The sequence below is a fragment of the Actinopolyspora mortivallis DSM 44261 genome (assembly GCF_000384035.1).
Taxonomy (GTDB): Bacteria; Actinomycetota; Actinomycetes; order Mycobacteriales; family Pseudonocardiaceae; genus Actinopolyspora; species Actinopolyspora mortivallis.
In genome coordinates, this window is sequence record NZ_KB913024.1 from 3,039,809 (window position 1) to 3,054,803 (window position 14,995).

Annotated in this window: 21 protein-coding genes; 12 read left to right on the plus strand and 9 right to left on the minus strand. The window is 69.2% G+C overall.

Annotation, left to right across the window (positions count from 1 at the left end; genetic code table 11):
• Positions 1 to 11: 11 nt before the first annotated feature.
• Positions 12 to 3,374: a glycosyltransferase gene (locus ACTMO_RS0114300; protein WP_019855376.1), complete on the minus strand. Its 3,363-nt coding sequence runs from the start codon at positions 3,372 to 3,374 to the stop codon at positions 12 to 14.
• A gap of 135 nt (positions 3,375 to 3,509) precedes the next feature.
• Entirely contained in the window at positions 3,510 to 3,737 is a 228-nt protein-coding gene (locus ACTMO_RS21125; RefSeq protein ID WP_169509107.1) for a WhiB family transcriptional regulator, read from the minus strand.
• Positions 3,738 to 4,274: 537 nt separating this feature from the next.
• Between ACTMO_RS21125 and ACTMO_RS0114310 the strand changes: the two genes are divergently transcribed.
• From ACTMO_RS0114310 to ACTMO_RS21130, 5 genes are all read left to right on the plus strand, one after another.
• The gene (locus tag ACTMO_RS0114310; protein WP_019855378.1) at positions 4,275 to 5,030 is read left to right on the plus strand and encodes a site-2 protease family protein; all 756 of its coding nucleotides are present in this window, start codon (positions 4,275 to 4,277) and stop codon (positions 5,028 to 5,030) included.
• A gap of 73 nt (positions 5,031 to 5,103) precedes the next feature.
• Positions 5,104 to 6,114, plus strand: a complete 1,011-nt coding sequence (gene cofD, locus ACTMO_RS0114315) for a 2-phospho-L-lactate transferase (protein ID WP_019855379.1) — start codon at positions 5,104 to 5,106, stop codon at positions 6,112 to 6,114.
• Positions 6,111 to 7,454: a coenzyme F420-0:L-glutamate ligase gene (locus ACTMO_RS0114320; protein WP_019855380.1), complete on the plus strand. Its 1,344-nt coding sequence runs from the start codon at positions 6,111 to 6,113 to the stop codon at positions 7,452 to 7,454. The genes cofD and ACTMO_RS0114320 overlap by 4 nt, the downstream gene beginning before the upstream one ends.
• A complete protein-coding gene (locus ACTMO_RS0114325; RefSeq protein ID WP_019855381.1) occupies positions 7,451 to 8,020 on the plus strand; it encodes an NUDIX hydrolase in 570 nt (189 codons plus the stop codon). The genes ACTMO_RS0114320 and ACTMO_RS0114325 overlap by 4 nt, the downstream gene beginning before the upstream one ends.
• A gap of 469 nt (positions 8,021 to 8,489) precedes the next feature.
• Positions 8,490 to 8,729 (plus strand): hypothetical protein, encoded by a 240-nt coding sequence (locus tag ACTMO_RS21130; protein ID WP_019855382.1) that lies wholly within the window; start codon positions 8,490 to 8,492, stop codon positions 8,727 to 8,729.
• Positions 8,730 to 8,837: 108 nt separating this feature from the next.
• Here ACTMO_RS21130 and ACTMO_RS23005 read toward each other — a convergent pair whose 3' ends face one another.
• Entirely contained in the window at positions 8,838 to 8,984 is a 147-nt protein-coding gene (locus ACTMO_RS23005; protein ID WP_169509067.1) for a hypothetical protein, read from the minus strand.
• A gap of 89 nt (positions 8,985 to 9,073) precedes the next feature.
• Here ACTMO_RS23005 and ACTMO_RS0114340 point away from each other — a divergent pair, with 89 nt between their 5' ends.
• Positions 9,074 to 9,259, plus strand: coding sequence for a DUF397 domain-containing protein (locus ACTMO_RS0114340; RefSeq protein ID WP_026449246.1), 186 nt, complete (start codon positions 9,074 to 9,076; stop codon positions 9,257 to 9,259).
• Positions 9,260 to 9,431: 172 nt separating this feature from the next.
• Here ACTMO_RS0114340 and ACTMO_RS0114345 read toward each other — a convergent pair whose 3' ends face one another.
• Both ACTMO_RS0114345 and ACTMO_RS23010 read right to left on the minus strand, forming a co-directional pair.
• Entirely contained in the window at positions 9,432 to 9,767 is a 336-nt protein-coding gene (locus ACTMO_RS0114345; protein WP_245556188.1) for a type II toxin-antitoxin system VapC family toxin, read from the minus strand.
• 50 nt (positions 9,768 to 9,817) lie between these two features.
• Positions 9,818 to 10,084, minus strand: a complete 267-nt coding sequence (locus tag ACTMO_RS23010; protein ID WP_157062898.1) for a FitA-like ribbon-helix-helix domain-containing protein — start codon at positions 10,082 to 10,084, stop codon at positions 9,818 to 9,820.
• 163 nt (positions 10,085 to 10,247) lie between these two features.
• Between ACTMO_RS23010 and ACTMO_RS0114355 the strand changes: the two genes are divergently transcribed.
• The gene (locus ACTMO_RS0114355) at positions 10,248 to 10,439 is read left to right on the plus strand and encodes a DUF397 domain-containing protein (RefSeq protein ID WP_019855387.1); all 192 of its coding nucleotides are present in this window, start codon (positions 10,248 to 10,250) and stop codon (positions 10,437 to 10,439) included.
• A gap of 172 nt (positions 10,440 to 10,611) precedes the next feature.
• Here ACTMO_RS0114355 and ACTMO_RS0114360 read toward each other — a convergent pair whose 3' ends face one another.
• Positions 10,612 to 10,947, minus strand: a complete 336-nt coding sequence (locus ACTMO_RS0114360; protein ID WP_245556188.1) for a type II toxin-antitoxin system VapC family toxin — start codon at positions 10,945 to 10,947, stop codon at positions 10,612 to 10,614.
• Between the two features lie 50 nt (positions 10,948 to 10,997).
• Positions 10,998 to 11,264: a FitA-like ribbon-helix-helix domain-containing protein gene (locus tag ACTMO_RS23015; RefSeq protein WP_157062898.1), complete on the minus strand. Its 267-nt coding sequence runs from the start codon at positions 11,262 to 11,264 to the stop codon at positions 10,998 to 11,000.
• Positions 11,265 to 11,427: 163 nt separating this feature from the next.
• Here ACTMO_RS23015 and ACTMO_RS0114370 point away from each other — a divergent pair, with 163 nt between their 5' ends.
• Positions 11,428 to 11,619 (plus strand): DUF397 domain-containing protein, encoded by a 192-nt coding sequence (locus ACTMO_RS0114370; protein ID WP_019855387.1) that lies wholly within the window; start codon positions 11,428 to 11,430, stop codon positions 11,617 to 11,619.
• Between the two features lie 172 nt (positions 11,620 to 11,791).
• Here the strand turns inward: ACTMO_RS0114370 and ACTMO_RS0114375 are convergent, their stop codons facing one another.
• Both ACTMO_RS0114375 and ACTMO_RS23020 read right to left on the minus strand, forming a co-directional pair.
• Positions 11,792 to 12,127, minus strand: a complete 336-nt coding sequence (locus ACTMO_RS0114375) for a type II toxin-antitoxin system VapC family toxin (RefSeq protein WP_245556188.1) — start codon at positions 12,125 to 12,127, stop codon at positions 11,792 to 11,794.
• Between the two features lie 50 nt (positions 12,128 to 12,177).
• Positions 12,178 to 12,444 carry a FitA-like ribbon-helix-helix domain-containing protein gene (locus tag ACTMO_RS23020; RefSeq protein WP_157062898.1) on the minus strand — a complete coding sequence of 89 codons (267 nt, stop codon included), beginning with the start codon at positions 12,442 to 12,444 and terminating at the stop codon, positions 12,178 to 12,180.
• A 163-nt stretch (positions 12,445 to 12,607) separates the two neighbouring features.
• On the opposite strand from ACTMO_RS23020, the gene ACTMO_RS0114385 reads away from it, so the two are divergent.
• The 4 genes from ACTMO_RS0114385 (at position 12,608) to ACTMO_RS0114400 (ending at position 14,994) form a co-directional block, all read left to right on the plus strand.
• Complete coding sequence (locus ACTMO_RS0114385) at positions 12,608 to 12,799, plus strand: DUF397 domain-containing protein (protein WP_019855388.1); 192 nt, start codon at positions 12,608 to 12,610, stop codon at positions 12,797 to 12,799.
• Positions 12,800 to 13,084: 285 nt separating this feature from the next.
• The gene (locus ACTMO_RS0114390) at positions 13,085 to 13,453 is read left to right on the plus strand and encodes an SAV_915 family protein (protein ID WP_019855389.1); all 369 of its coding nucleotides are present in this window, start codon (positions 13,085 to 13,087) and stop codon (positions 13,451 to 13,453) included.
• Complete coding sequence (locus tag ACTMO_RS0114395; RefSeq protein ID WP_019855390.1) at positions 13,450 to 13,728, plus strand: WXG100 family type VII secretion target; 279 nt, start codon at positions 13,450 to 13,452, stop codon at positions 13,726 to 13,728. The genes ACTMO_RS0114390 and ACTMO_RS0114395 overlap by 4 nt, the downstream gene beginning before the upstream one ends.
• An 18-nt stretch (positions 13,729 to 13,746) precedes the next feature.
• Positions 13,747 to 14,994, plus strand: a complete 1,248-nt coding sequence (locus tag ACTMO_RS0114400) for a WXG100 family type VII secretion target (RefSeq protein ID WP_019855391.1) — start codon at positions 13,747 to 13,749, stop codon at positions 14,992 to 14,994.
• The last annotated feature ends 1 nt before the right edge of the window (position 14,995 follow it).

The following is a 14,995-nucleotide window of genomic DNA, read 5'->3' on the forward strand; positions in this document are numbered from 1 at the left end:
GGTCGGCGGCCCTACCACCGGTGCCGCGTGCCCGGTCTCCGGGAACGTCGGGAAAGCGCACCGATCACGGTGAACAGCAGCGCGGCAGCCTGCACCGTCAGCAGCGTGGTGCGGGGAACACCGGTGTAGCCGATGGTCACCTCACCGGCCTTCTCCGGAAGCGGAACAGCCAGCTGCCCGCCCCAGCCGGTGGCGAGTCCGACCCGCTCGCCGTCCACCCGGGCCCACCACCCCGGTTCCCGCTGCGCGGCGAGCAGCAGCACACGTCCCGGGGCTCCCCGGGAGAAACGGACCGTCACGTGCGGAAGCTCCGCCCGCACCCGGATCGGCCGGGACTGGGGACGCGGCGGTGCTCCCTCCCGCGCCTCGGTGGCCTGGGCGGGGCCGAGAAGAGCGACCCGGGTGTGCGGGAACTCCACCCGGAAGACCCTGCCGAGACCGTCGGCGTGCCCGAGGTCCTCCACCAGGTCACCGGCGAGTTCCCCGAACGGAGACGCCCGTCGCTGGGGAAGCACGATCCGCCCCGTCCCTCGGGCGGCGGCGGCGACCACCCCGGAACGAACCCGCTCGGCCCGTTCGGACAGCAGATCCCGCTGGATCCGCTCCAACGCGGAGACCGCCCCCTCGGCGGGAGGCAGGCTCGCCGTCCCGAACTCCGGCTGCCGTCGTGGGGACAGGACCGGCACCTGCCCCGGGCGCAGCCTCATCCAGTAGCCGTCCGCCGTGAACCCGGCTACGGAACTGGTGTCCCCTCCGCTCATGCGCAGTGGTCCGGTGCGCCCCACGGCAGCCGCGCCCGCGGCGAGCAGTAGCACCGAGAGCACCACGGCGGTGGCGGTCACGCGGCGCAGCGACGGGGAGAGCGGGGGTCTCTCCGCTCCCGCCACGGCAGCGAGCACGATCCACAGCAGACCACAGGACACGACCAGCAGCGGACCACCCGGCCACCCCGGGACGGGAGAACCACCCGACACCGGTGGGAGGCGGAGTGAGACCACGAGCAGGGCCGCGCCCCCACCGAGGAGTACGAGCAGCACGCCGGGCAGCACGAGACGGTCACGGGCGTAGACCCCCGCGAACAACGCGGCGACGAGCAGTACCAGCCCCGCCCCTCCGAGCGCCGCGACATCCGGGGGCGAGCCCCACGGCGGAGTTCCCGAAGCGGTCCCCGACATCGGAGCGCCCGTGCCGTGCAGCAGGATTCCGGGCTCACTCAGCCAGACACCGGGCCAGGGCAGCAGGCAGGCCACGGGTAACAGCACCAGGGCGGCGAAACCACCCGTGCGGCGGAGCGGTCCGGTGGGCACGGCGGCCGGGGAGACGAACCCCACCACGGCCACCAACACCAACAGCACGTACGTTCCCGGGGAGAACGCCGCCAGCAGCGCCAGACCGAGCACGAGCCTGCACGTGGTGCCCAGCCAGTTCGGTCCACCCCGGGTACGGGCGGGAAGGGCCCCCACCACCGATCCGATCCCGACCAGCAACGGTGGCAGCATCACGTGGGCGAGTACCACGTCGATCCGTCCCTGGCTGGTGGCGAGCATCCCCACCGGCAACAGCGCGTAGGCGGCCGCCACCACCGCGCGTGCCGCGCGGGAGGCCGGAAGGATTCCGCCGGCGTGGTAGGCCGCCACCCCGGCCAGCGGCACCTGGAGCAACAGCAGCAGGGCGAGCGCGGTCGGAGGGCCCCCGAACGGGGCCAACACCCCTCCGAGCAGCCCCAGAACCAGCAGGGCCGGGGAGGCGGGGGCTGCGGTACCGCCGTGCACCGGATGCCAGGCCGCCAGGTAGGTCGACCAGGTGCCTTCCAGATCGGGAACCGGCAGCAGCCTCCCTCCGTGCGGATCCAGTCCGAACCGGCTGACCTCCGCCACCAGACCGTGCACCGCCAGCGAGAACAGCGTCAGCCCCACGACCAGCACCAGCGGCGGACTCAGCAACAGCTCGCGCGCCACCCGCGCACGACTCACCGGCACCAGCAGCAGATCCTGGGCGGGCTCCCCGGCCTCTTCCCGCCCACGGGGACGCGGGGAGGGGCGCTGTTCGTCCTCCTCCGCCGTCGCGGTTGCCTCCGGCAGGGAGACCACCACGGACCCGTTCGGTTTGCGCAGTCCCACGGCGGACCTCCTCCGGGAGCCACCCGTGCCGAGGGCACCGACGGGCAGGGCGTCCGGCCCGTGTCGGGGAAGGTCGTGTCCGGTCCTGTCCACCGGACGTCCGCCCCGGGTCTCCGGCAGTCCGAGGGTGGTGTCCCGGCGCACCCGACGTCGCACGAGCCGTGCGTAACCGGTCACCAGTGCCGCGCGGAGCCGGGCGGTTCTTCCGATCAGGAGTTCCCGCACGTCGTGGGCCGCACCGCTCCGGCCGTGCCCCTCCCGTGCGGCACGGACTCGGAGTCCGCCGCGCATCAGCCTTCCCACGGCCACGACTTCGGCCCGGGCCCGGGCCCGCCGACCGCTCAGGACACAGCCGAGCACGAGGAGCACCGCGGTCAGCGGCAGTCGGAGCAGCGCCGTCCGGTAGGCGCGCGGGCCCGTGTTGGCCAGGTAGACCAACAGTTCGTCCGCCCGTCTGTCGGCGGGACCGGCCCCGTCCTCGACGACCGTGCCGCGAAGCGGCCGGGAGCGGTCCCGATCCGGTCGCCGCACTCGGGCGGCGGGAACCGACAACACCACGTGCCCCGTGGCGTTGATCCGCCATCCCAGGTCCACCTCGGACCCACCCGAGGACAGTTCCTCGTCGAACCCGCCGAGCTCCTCGAACACCTCCCGTCGCAGCAGGGCTCCCGAGGCGGGTACGGCCAGCACCTCGGAAACCTGGAGGGGCTCCTCCGCACCGTCGCCGGTGTTCCGCAACGAGGGGTCGATCTCGAACTCGGCCGTCCCGGTGCGAACACGCCCCGAGGTGTCCATGGACAGCGCCGCGTCCACCACGAACCGGGGATCGTCCGCGTCGAGGGCGAGTGGACCGAGCGCGGCGGCCGAGGAGTCGGTGTCGGCCACGTGGAGCAGAGTCCGCAGGCACTCCGGCTCGGGGAGGGTGTCGTCGTCCAGCAGCCACACCCAGCTGCCGGGGTCTCCCCAACGGCGCTCGGCCAGCTCCAGGGCCCGGTTGACGGCGGCCCCGGATCCGGTGTCCGCCTCGGGGGTGACCACGCCGTGTGGCGGTCCTTCACCCGAGGAGGACTCCTCGATCCCCGCTCCGAGGTCCACGGCCAGCACGTGGCGCGGACGCACCGTCAGCTCCTCCAAGGCCGCCAGCACCTCGGCCAGCTGCTCCGCCCCGCGACGGCACACCACGATCGCGAGTACCGGTTCCGTCCGGGGACGCGCTCGAGCCGCGGACTGCGCGGCGGCACGGAATACGGCCACCCTCTCCTCCCGTGTGCCGGGGTCCGATCACCGCGTAACGGTAATGGACGGCACGGTGGCGGGGTGGCCGTTGCCCGTACTCGCTCGGTGCGGCCCGGCCGCGGAGCACGCCGGGTCGCGGGTCACGAACCCGGGTCAGCCCGCCTGCCGCTTGAGCCTGCGTCGCTCCCGTTCGGAAAGACCTCCCCAAATACCGAACCTCTCGTCGTGTTCCAGAGCGTATTCGAGGCATTCCGAACGCACTTCACACCCGGCACAAATACGTTTCGCCTCGCGGGTCGAGCCCCCTTTTTCCGGAAAGAACGCCTCCGGGTCCGTTTGCGCGCACAGGGCACGCTCCTGCCAGTCCTGATCCTCCTCCATTCCGATCAGGCCGGCCAGAATGTCGAGCTCGCCCACACGAGCCTCGTCCCCCGCCGTGAGGTCGCTTCGCTCGATCTGCAACATGTGAACCTCCCCCGTTTAGTTATTCCGATCCCGCGGACCTCCCCAGGACACGCGGGACGTAGGGAACCGGCTCCCCACCGGTTCGACGCTCGGCCGGTCATTCCCGGCCGCCGGGCGGTTCGTGGCCACGCCACCACGAAGTCGCCCGACCGTGCACTCCTCCGGGCCTCCCTACACCCGGCGCCACCGATCGGGTGATCATTGCCATACCTGGCGGGGATGGTGATCAACTATTTCGGTGGCTGAATAACACTGTTGTGATTACACCCGTGTAGCCCTCCGCGGTCAAGCCGAGACCTTCCGTGGAGGGAACCGGAAACGTCTCGACGGAGTACGCCCATCCCGTCACAGCGTGTTCATTTCGTTACTCCGTTCGGCCTTTTCAAGATCCCGGATCTAGGAATACCACCGACGCCCCGACGACGCTCGACGAAAGGGCGGGAGACTGGTGGGGTGCGAAACACCTCGATGCGCGTGAGCCCCCTGTTCTTGGCCCTGTTGGCTGTCACCGTACTGGGTGGCGTTCTGGCCACACTGGACAACGGCTTCCTCGTCACCACGGGCGTGGTGCTGATCGTGCTCGGAGGGTGGGCCACCTCGCTGTGCCTGCACGAATTCGGTCACGCGATCACCGCGTTCCGGGGTGGGGACCGTGCCGTGCGCGCCAAGGGCTACCTCACGCTCGACCCGCGTCACTACACCGACCCCGTGTTGAGCCTGCTGCTGCCGATACTGTTCGTGCTCATCGGCGGTATCCCTCTTCCGGGTGGAGCCGTGTGGATCAACCACGCGGCACTGCGTTCCAAAAAGGACGAGGCCACCGTCTCCCTGGCCGGTCCGGTGATGAACCTGCTGATCGGGATCGGACTCACCGCGTCCGTGGCCACGATCGCCATGCCGCTGCCCCTCGCGGCGGGGCTGTCGTACCTCGCGTTCCTGCAGGTGATCGCCTTCGTACTCAACATCCTTCCCATCCCCGGACTCGACGGCTACGGGGCGTTGGAACCCTGGCTGTCCCCCCAGGCCCGCCATTTCGGGGAACAGGCCCGACCGTGGGCACCGCTGGGGATCATTCTGGTCCTGGTCGTGGTTCCGGGAGTCGGACCGCTCTTCTTCGACGCGGCCTTCGCCCTGTTCGACACCGTCGGCGGAACGGAGATGCTGGCCGTCCAGGGCGACTACCTGTTCCGCTTCTGGGAACGCCTCTGAGCAGACGGGGCGAGCCCGCCCGAGAGGCGAGGTTCGCCACCGCCGCCCACCCGGACGTGGGAGGATTTCCGTCGTGAAGGTCGCAGTACTGGTCGGCGGAGTCGGTGGCGCGCAGTTCCTGCTCGGGGTCAAAAGTGCCCTGGGACTGCCCGCGATCGGCGAGCCCGAGCAAGATTCACCGCACGAGATCTCCGCGATCGTCAACATCGCCGACGACGTCTGGATGCACGGACTGCGGGTGTGCCCCGACCTGGACACCTGCATGTACACCCTCGGGGGTGGCATCGACACCGCCAAGGGCTGGGGGCGCTCCCGCGAGACGTGGTCGGCCTCCGAGGAGCTGGCCGCCTACGGAGCGGAACCGAGCTGGTTCGGCCTCGGCGATCGGGATCTGGCGACACACCTGGTCCGCACCAGAATGCTGCGGGCGGGATACACGCTCTCCGACGTGACCGCGGCGCTGTGCGACCGCTGGCGCCCCGGGGTGCGGCTGCTGCCCGTCACCGACGACCGTGTGGAGACCCACGTCGCGATCGAGGATCCCGGCGGTTCCGGCCCCAGGGCCGTGCACTTCCAGGAGTGGTGGGTCCGCTACGGAGCCGGACCCCCGGCCCACGCGATCGTCCAGGTCGGTGCCGAGGAGGCCTCCGCCAACGAGGAGACGGTGGCGGCGATCACGGACGCCGACCTCGTGCTGCTGGCACCGTCGAACCCCGTGGTCAGTATCGGCGCCGTACTCGCCGTACCCGGGATGCGGGCGGCACTGCGCTCCACCTCCGCCCCGGTGGTGGGACTGTCCCCGGTGGTCGGAGGACGCGCGGTGCGCGGCATGGCCGAGGCCTGCCTGAAGGCGGTCGGCGTGGACAGCACGGCCCAGGCCGTGGGCGAGCACTACGGTTCCCGCTCCACCTCCGAGGAGGGTGTGCTGGACGCCTGGCTGGTGCACAGCACCGACACCGCCCAGATCTCCGGTGTGGCCACACGGTCGGTGCCGTTGCTCATGTCGGACGTGTCGGCCAGCGCGGAGATGGCCCGCGCCGCCTTCGACATCGGAGGCGTGGCACTGCCGGAGGTGACCGGATGAGCGACCACGCGGCGGTGGAGGGACTGGAGCTGCACGCGGTTCCCGGCCTGCCCGAGTTCTCCGAGGGGGACGACCTCGCCGCGGCCCTGGCCGCACGCGCCCCGTGGCTGCGGGACGGCGACGTGCTGGTGGTCACCAGCAAGGTCCTCTCCAAGGTCGAGGGCCGGATCGTCCGTGCTCCCCGGGACCCCGAGCAGCGGGACGCGTTGCGTCGTGAACTGGTGCTGTCCGAGGCCGATCACGTGCTGGCACGGCGCGGCAGAACACTGATCACCCAGAACAAGCTCGGCATCGTGCAGGCGGCCTCCGGGGTGGACGCCTCCAACGTCGCCACGGACGAGATCGCGCTGCTGCCACGTGACCCGGACGCCAGTGCCGAGGAACTACGCGCCGCGCTGTCCGAACGGCTCGGGGTCCGGGTGGCCGTGGTGATCACCGACACCATGGGACGGGCCTGGAGGGTCGGGCAGACCGACGTGGCGATCGGCTCGGCGGGGCTCTCCGTGCTGCACCACTACGCGGGCACCGAGGACTCGCTCGGCAACGCCCTGGAGGTCACCACGGTCGCGGTGGCCGACGAGGTCGCCGCCGCGGCCGATCTGGTCAAGGGCAAGCTCGGCGGCACCCCCGTGGCCGTGGTGCGCGGGCTGACCGTCCGGGACGACGGATCCGTGGCAGGCGACCTCGTCCGCACCGTCGAGGAGGACCTGTTCCGTCTGGGAACGGCCGAGGCGATCGCGCGGGGACACCGTGAGGCTGTGCTGCTGCGCCGCTCGGTGCGCGAGTTCTCCGAGACGCCGGTGGACTCGGGAGCCCTGCGTCGGGCCGTGGGTGCGGCACTGACCGCCCCCGCCCCGCACCACACCGAACCTGTGCGGTTCGTGTGGCTGCGGGACCGGACGCTGCGCACCAAGCTGCTGGACGCGATGCGCACCGCCTGGCTGGAGGACCTGCGCACCGACGGGCTCTCCGAGCAGCGGGCCCAACGCAGGGTCACCCGGGGGGATCTGCTCTACGCGGCTCCGGAACTGGTGGTCCCGTTCCTGGTCCGCGACGGGGCGCACGAGTACCCGGACGAACGCCGTGCCGGGGCGGAACGGGCGATGTTCCTGGTCGCGGGGGGAGCGGCCGTGCAGAACCTGCTGGTCGCCCTGGCCGCCGAGGAGCTGGGCTCGTGCTGGGTCTCCTCGACCCTGTTCTGCCCCGAGGTGGTGCGTTCCGTGCTCGAACTGCCCGCGGCATGGGAGCCGTTGGGGGCGGTGGCGGTCGGGCACCCGGCGACTCCCTCGGAGGGACCTCGGGAGCCCCGTGATCCGGAAAGGGGGCTGTTGGAGCTGTGAACGGCCCGCACACCGACGCGCTGCGGACGCTGCGGCAGTGGTCCGCAGCGGAGTTCTCCCCCGACCAGGAGGCCTTGCGGCACGCCTTCGTGACCCTGCTGCTGGCTCGACCGGACGCGTGTCTGCGCGAGTGCGAACCGGGGCACGTGACCGCCTCCGCGCTGGTGGTGGATCACACGGCCGAACACGTGCTGCTGACCCTGCATCCCCGCGTGGGGCGCTGGTTGCAGCTCGGCGGGCACTGTGAACGCCCGGACGAGACGCTCGCCGGGGCCGCCCTGCGCGAGGCCACCGAGGAGTCCGGGATCGAGGGGCTGACCGTGGAGGAGGAGCCGGTGCATCTGGACGTGCACCCGGTGACGTGCTCGCTCGGCGTGCCCACCCGGCACTTCGACGTGCGGTTCCTGGTGCGCGCCCCGGAGGGGGCCCTCGCCCGGCGCAGCGCCGAGTCGGTCGATCTGCGCTGGTGGCCCCTGGCGGAACCGCCCGACGAGAGTGATCTCGGTCCGCTGCTGACCGCGGCCGCCCCTCGGCTGGACGGAGATCGGGCCGGGTCGAGGTCGTGACCTGCGGCCGGACCGGTGGGCTTCCGTCGGGTGCTTTCCGGTCCGGCCCGTTTTCCGGAAGGAATCCGGACGGGGTTTCCGCCGTCCTTCCGCAAGGGGAATAACCCGGGCACGAAACATCGTTCCAGAAGGTGAGAATCCTCTGGTCGACAATAGGATCGACCTCGCCGTCGACAATATCGGAAACGACGCTCGGGCGATGTGACAATCAGCACTGAAAATGTTTCATCCTCCGCCCCGAAACTCGGTATGCTCGGTTTTCCAGAACGGAATCCCGCGAGTCGGTCCGGATCGAACCGCTTTCGGAACGGACGACGGTGCCCACACCGTTTCCGCACCGGAAGGACCTCCAGCGGGTCGCTCGGCCTGCCGATGGAGTGATCACGGGGTTCGACGGCACGACGGATCCGGAACTCGGACTCCCGTCCGGCCGAGGACCGACGCGAGGACGGAACGAGGGAGACGGACGATGAACGGAGTCGAAGCGGAGGAACTCACCGGGCTGGCCGGGAAATTACGCGGAGCGACCGACGTGTTGGACAGCGCCACGCAACCCTCGCCCCTGCCGAACGTGGGGGAGGCCGCCCGGGCACTGGCCGACTCGATGGCGATGCTGACCGGATCGACCCCCGAGGACGCGGCCGAGAACGACACGGACCCGCCCGGGAAGGACAAGGACACCGAGCAGCGCGGTTCCCGGGCACGCTGAGACCCGGTTCGGCCTGATCACCCGCTCCCGGAGGAGTCCTCGGACGTGGTCCGGCTCCGCCGGGAAGGCCCCTCCTGCCGCGGTGAGTCCTCCTGCGCGGTCCCGGTTTCACGGTTCGCCGTGAGATCCGGGAACGGCGTGTCCGGAGCCGTTCGGCTCGGAGCCGAGGCGGACCAGGTGCAGCCTGCGTCGCCGGGAGAGCAGGCGCAGCGCCGACTCCGGGCTCCGGAACCTCCCGTGGAGTTCGCCGTGCACCGCGAACACCTCGAACACTCTCGACAGCGCTGTCTCCGGATGACTCGGCCGCAGCTATCGAAGAACGTATCGATTGAAAGGTTTTTGCGGTGACGACTAGGCACGATACTTGGCGGTGGCGTAAGTCCAGCTACAGCGGCAACAACGGCGCGTGCGTCGAAGTCGCCGTGCTGCCCGGCGCGGTCGCCGCCCGCGACTCCAAGGACCGCCAGGGCGCGGTGCTGACCTTCGACCACCACCAGTGGCGGGCCTTCCTGCGCAGTCTGCGCTACTGACCACCCTCGGCGGTACCGCAGCACAGCGACGAACCGTGGTCACGGGTTTCGGCGACATCCCGGCCGGGCAGAGATCTCGCGAGGGATCGGATCCCGGCCGGACACCGCTACCGACCACCACTTCGGCACGGCCGAGCCGGTTGCCGACATCCGGCCTCCGAGGCGAGCCCGGCTACCGCACGAGCCGGATCTCACAATGCAACCCTGGCGCCCTCGCCAACCGAGTATCCCCCGTGACCAGTACTGAATCGTGCACCTCCGCGACCGCGACATAAGCGGCGTCGTACGGGGAGAGGTTGTCACGCAGTTCCCAGATCCGCCCGTTCACCGGAATCGTGAAATCGAGCGTCTCCACCGCGGCGCTGGACCAGCGTTCCAGGGCCGTGTGCGCATCCCGCTCCGAGATCCTGCGTCCGCGTACCAGACCACGAAGCACATTGAGCATCTCGACTGGCTGATGTGGTGGAGCCGCCCAGTGCGGGTCCGCGCCCAGCGTTCTCCGCACCATCGGACTGCTGTGACCGGCTCCCAGGAAAAACGCGACAAGGGTGGAGGTGTCTACGACGAGCAAGCCGTCCCCTCTTGGTCATCCGGTTCGGGTCTCTCCCCGCGAGCTTCGTGTACGGCCGCGACGATCTCCTCCATGCTCAGCAGACCACCGCCGATCGGCTGCAGTTCGGTCAGTTCGACGTTGCGCGCGAACCGCGCTTCCCGCTCGAACACGCGCAACAGGTAGCTCTGCAACGATTGACCGCTGCGTTGCGCGGCATCGGCGAGTAAGTCACGAACCTCTTCAGGAACGTTACGAACCGTCACCGTAGTCATGCATGCATTATAGCTGCATTCTGCAGTTCAAACAACAGCAAACCCGGGGCGAGCCCACGCCTCCGTGATCAGCACCCGCCGTCGACGAGGTCGGCGAACGACGTGGTTGCCTCGACGACGGTCGCCGCTGTGGAATGATCGGCACAGCCCGACCGAGAGGTGCATGATGACCGGCGAGTACTACCACGACCTCGGCTGGCGAGTCTCCAGCTACAGCGGCAACAACGGCGCGTGCGTCGAAGTCGCCGTGCTGCCCGGCGCGGTCGCCGCCCGCGACTCCAAGGACCGCCAGGGCGCGGTGCTGACCTTCGACCACCACCAGTGGCGGGCCTTCCTGCGCAGTCTGCGCTACTGACCACCCTCGGCGGTACCGCAGCACAGCGACGAACCGTGGTCACGGGTTTCGGCGACATCCCGGCCGGGCAGAGATCTCGCGAGGGATCGGATCCCGGCCGGACACCGCTACCGACCACCACTTCGGCACGGCCGAGCCGGTTGCCGACATCCGGCCTCCGAGGCGAGCCCGGCTACCGCACGAGCCGGATCTCACAATGCAACCCTGGCGCCCTCGCCAACCGAGTATCCCCCGTGACCAGTACTGAATCGTGCACCTCCGCGACCGCGACATAAGCGGCGTCGTACGGGGAGAGGTTGTCACGCAGTTCCCAGATCCGCCCGTTCACCGGAATCGTGAAATCGAGCGTCTCCACCGCGGCGCTGGACCAGCGTTCCAGGGCCGTGTGCGCATCCCGCTCCGAGATCCTGCGTCCGCGTACCAGACCACGAAGCACATTGAGCATCTCGACTGGCTGATGTGGTGGAGCCGCCCAGTGCGGGTCCGCGCCCAGCGTTCTCCGCACCATCGGACTGCTGTGACCGGCTCCCAGGAAAAACGCGACAAGGGTGGAGGTGTCTACGACGAGCAAGCCGTCCCCTCTTGGTCATCCGGTTCGGGTCTCTCCCCGCGAGCTTCGTGTACGGCCGCGACGATCTCCTCCATGCTCAGCAGACCACCGCCGATCGGCTGCAGTTCGGTCAGTTCGACGTTGCGCGCGAACCGCGCTTCCCGCTCGAACACGCGCAACAGGTAGCTCTGCAACGATTGACCGCTGCGTTGCGCGGCATCGGCGAGTAAGTCACGAACCTCTTCAGGAACGTTACGAACCGTCACCGTAGTCATGCATGCATTATAGCTGCATTCTGCAGTTCAAACAACAGCAAACCCGGGGCGAGCCCACGCCTCCGTGATCAGCACCCGCCGTCGACGAGGTCGGCGAACGACGTGGTTGCCTCGACGACGGTCGCCGCTGTGGAATGATCGGCACAGCCCGACCGAGAGGTGCATGATGACCGGCGAGTACTACCACGACCTCGGCTGGCGAGTCTCCAGCTACAGCGGCAACAACGGCGCGTGCGTCGAAGTCGCCGTGCTGCCCGGCGCGGTCGCCGCCCGCGACTCCAAGGACCGCCAGGGCGCGGTGCTGACCTTCGACCACCACCAGTGGCGGGCCTTCCTGCGCAGTCTGCGCTACTGACCACCCTCGGCGGTACCGCAGCACAGCGACGAACCGTGGTCACGGGTTTCGGCGACATCCCGGCCGGGCAGAGATCTCGCGAGGGATCGGATCCCGGCCGGACACCGCTACCGACCACCACTTCGGCACGGCCGAGCCGGTTGCCGACATCCGGCCTCCGAGGCGAGCCCGGCTACCGCACGAGCCGGATCTCACAATGCAACCCTGGCGCCCTCGCCAACCGAGTATCCCCCGTGACCAGTACTGAATCGTGCACCTCCGCGACCGCGACATAAGCGGCGTCGTACGGGGAGAGGTTGTCACGCAGTTCCCAGATCCGCCCGTTCACCGGAATCGTGAAATCGAGCGTCTCCACCGCGGCGCTGGACCAGCGTTCCAGGGCCGTGTGCGCATCCCGCTCCGAGATCCTGCGTCCGCGTACCAGACCACGAAGCACATTGAGCATCTCGACTGGCTGATGTGGTGGAGCCGCCCAGTGCGGGTCCGCGCCCAGCGTTCTCCGCACCATCGGACTGCTGTGACCGGCTCCCAGGAAAAACGCGACAAGGGTGGAGGTGTCTACGACGAGCAAGCCGTCCCCTCTTGGTCATCCGGTTCGGGTCTCTCCCCGCGAGCTTCGTGTACGGCCGCGACGATCTCCTCCATGCTCAGCAGACCACCGCCGATCGGCTGCAGTTCGGTCAGTTCGACGTTGCGCGCGAACCGCGCTTCCCGCTCGAACACGCGCAACAGGTAGCTCTGCAACGATTGACCGCTGCGTTGCGCGGCATCGGCGAGTAAGTCACGAACCTCTTCAGGAACGTTACGAACCGTCACCGTAGTCATGCATGCATTATAGCTGCATTCTGCAGTTCAAACAACAGCAAACCCGGGGCGAGCCCACGCCTCCGTGATCAGCACCCGCCGTCGACGAGGTCGGCGAACGACGTGGTTGCCTCGACGACGGTCGCCGCTGTGGAATGATCGGCACAGCCCGACCGAGAGGTGCATGATGACCGGCGAGTACTACCACGACCTCGGCTGGCGAGTCTCCAGCTACAGCGGCAACAACGGCGCGTGCGTCGAAGTCGCCGTGCTGCCCGGCGCGGTCGCCGCCCGCGACTCCAAGGACCGCCAGGGCGCGGTGCTGACCTTCGACCGCCACCAGTGGCGGACCTTCCTGCGCAGTCTGCGCTACTGACCGACTCCGCGTCTCGGGCGTGGTTCGCGCGGCACGCCCACACGCCCGAATCCGGGAAACCTCCTGATCCTGGCTGCGGTCCGACGTTGGGCGCCTGCTCCTCTTTGCCACACTCCGCGTGTCGAGCGGATGACTCCGAGCATGGTCATACGGACCGCGTCGTTCCGTCATCTCCATGAGACTCCCCACGAAACCGCTCGTCCTGAGTAGTGTCACCCTGTTGATCAAGCACTGCGGGGTGGCACTCTTCCGTCTGATCCACTGTCGCTCGGTTGGGGAGGGCCATTGACGATCGGCGACGAGCACGTGTTCCGACAGCACGGGCCGGAGGCTCCCGCGGTCATCGGCGCGGACTACATCGCCGAACGCGAAGGCGTGGAACCGCCCCAGGCCTATCTCCCGTCGAAACGGGTGCTGAAAGAGGACACCGAGGTCACCTTCGATCTGCGCGGGCTGGCCGACGGCAGGCTGGCGGTGCTGGCCTACTCCTCCCTGGACTCGCTTGTCGCCTGTTGCGGGGAGTTGCAGCCCTGGGCCTCGCTGCCGAAGGACAGGGTCGAGGAGGTACGGCGGCGCAGCGGCGCGGACCTGGTGATCTGGGACGCTCAGCTTCCCGAGGAACAGCGCAACGACGGAGAGGAGGCTCGGCGGTGAGCGGAACACACGCGGATCCGGACGAGCTCACCGGTCTGGCCACCAAGCTGCGCAACGCCGCGACGAGTCTGGACGACACCCCTTCTCCCCCACCCGCGCCCGACGTGGGGGAAGCGACCGAGGCGGTCGCGGGCGCGATGGCGCTGCTGACCAGTTCCACCGCCGGAATCGTGGAAGGACTCGGCGCTGCCGGTGACGCGGTCGCCGAGGGACGCGACCTCTACGAGCAGACGGATCGTTCCAACGCCGAACGGTTCGACGACCAACCGGGCTGACCACCGGGAGCCACATCCATGCCACTCGATCTGGAGATCCGGGGAGATCCGTCGGGCATCCGGGACAGCGCCCGCTGGATGAGCACCGTCTCGGATGCCGTTCACGAGACCGGCACGCAGGTCATTCGGGCCCGCAACGACTCGGAGGGAGCCTGGAGCGGCGAGGCGGGAGACTCGTTCCGCGAGGTGATGAGCGGGGTGAGTCCCGAGATCGACGAGGTCGCCGAGGACCACGCGGCGATGTGCCGGGAACTGAACAAGTTCGCCGACGAACTGGACACCGCCCAGAAACGCATGCGACGCGCCCGCGAGATCGCGGAAGAGGCCGGTCTGACGGTGACCGAACAACGCATCATGGAGCCGGGGCCGGAACCGCCCGCCCCGGAACCACTACCGAGCGATCGTCCGGCGACTCCGGAGGAACAGCAGGCCCATGCCTCGGCCACCCAGGCACAGGCCGCCTACGCACGCAGGGTCCGCGCCTACCAGGAGTGCAGTCAGATCGTCACCGAAGCCCGCGAGCAGCACAACAGCGCACTCGGCACGCTGAACAGATTCGTCTCCGGACTCGTCGAGAAGAGCCCCTTCACCATCACCGACTTCACCACCGGGCTGGCAGGTGCGGTGGCCGGGAACACCAGCGCGATGCGGGCGGCCGCGATCGAGATCGCCGACAGCGGCAAGATCGCGCGGGCCGAGAAGCTGATGCACAGCCCGAACCTGAGCCTGCGCGATCAGACCCGCGCCGCCGCCATCCACGTCCGCAATCACGTGAACAAGACGGCGATGGAGAACAAGGCCACCGCGAGCCGAACGGCACGGATGGTGGACAAACTGAGTCCGAGAACCAAAGCGCTGCTCGGAGCGAACCTCAGTTTCGGAGCGAATCCGAACAGGGCAGCCAGTCCGCTGTTACGTGGCAGCATCAGGGTTGCGAGCAAACTTCCCGCCGCCGGATTGCTCATAACTGGTGGCAGCATCGCCTACGACGTCCAGACCTCGGACAAGTCCGTGGGTGAGAGCGCCGCCGTCAACCTCGGCGGCTACGCCGCCGGTTCCGCTGCCACCGCCGGGCTGCTGGCCATGAGCACCCCGGTCGGCTGGGCCGTGGCCGGTGGCGTCGCGGTCAGCGTCGGTGTCGGCTTCGCCATCGACGAGTGGGGCGACGACGTCGTGGACGCGGCGAGTGAGGCCGCAAGCTGGACCAGCGACAAGCTCGGCGACGCGGCGAACACCGTCGGCGACTTCGTCGACGACCTCTTCTGAA

Coding starts and splice junctions, on each gene's coding strand:
- ACTMO_RS0114370 (WP_019855387.1), top strand. CDS start 11,428: ATGATGACCGGCGAGTACTACCACGACCTCGGCTGGCGAGTCTCCAGC.
- ACTMO_RS23020 (WP_157062898.1), bottom strand. CDS start 12,444: ATGACTACGGTGACGGTTCGTAACGTTCCTGAAGAGGTTCGTGACTTA.
- ACTMO_RS0114345 (WP_245556188.1), bottom strand. CDS start 9,767: ATGGTGCGGAGAACGCTGGGCGCGGACCCGCACTGGGCGGCTCCACCA.
- ACTMO_RS21130 (WP_019855382.1), top strand. CDS start 8,490: ATGAACGGAGTCGAAGCGGAGGAACTCACCGGGCTGGCCGGGAAATTA.
- ACTMO_RS0114360 (WP_245556188.1), bottom strand. CDS start 10,947: ATGGTGCGGAGAACGCTGGGCGCGGACCCGCACTGGGCGGCTCCACCA.
- ACTMO_RS23010 (WP_157062898.1), bottom strand. CDS start 10,084: ATGACTACGGTGACGGTTCGTAACGTTCCTGAAGAGGTTCGTGACTTA.
- ACTMO_RS21125 (WP_169509107.1), bottom strand. CDS start 3,737: ATGGAGGAGGATCAGGACTGGCAGGAGCGTGCCCTGTGCGCGCAAACG.
- ACTMO_RS0114400 (WP_019855391.1), top strand. CDS start 13,747: ATGCCACTCGATCTGGAGATCCGGGGAGATCCGTCGGGCATCCGGGAC.
- ACTMO_RS0114385 (WP_019855388.1), top strand. CDS start 12,608: ATGATGACCGGCGAGTACTACCACGACCTCGGCTGGCGAGTCTCCAGC.
- ACTMO_RS0114320 (WP_019855380.1), top strand. CDS start 6,111: ATGAGCGACCACGCGGCGGTGGAGGGACTGGAGCTGCACGCGGTTCCC.
- ACTMO_RS0114355 (WP_019855387.1), top strand. CDS start 10,248: ATGATGACCGGCGAGTACTACCACGACCTCGGCTGGCGAGTCTCCAGC.
- ACTMO_RS0114375 (WP_245556188.1), bottom strand. CDS start 12,127: ATGGTGCGGAGAACGCTGGGCGCGGACCCGCACTGGGCGGCTCCACCA.
- ACTMO_RS23015 (WP_157062898.1), bottom strand. CDS start 11,264: ATGACTACGGTGACGGTTCGTAACGTTCCTGAAGAGGTTCGTGACTTA.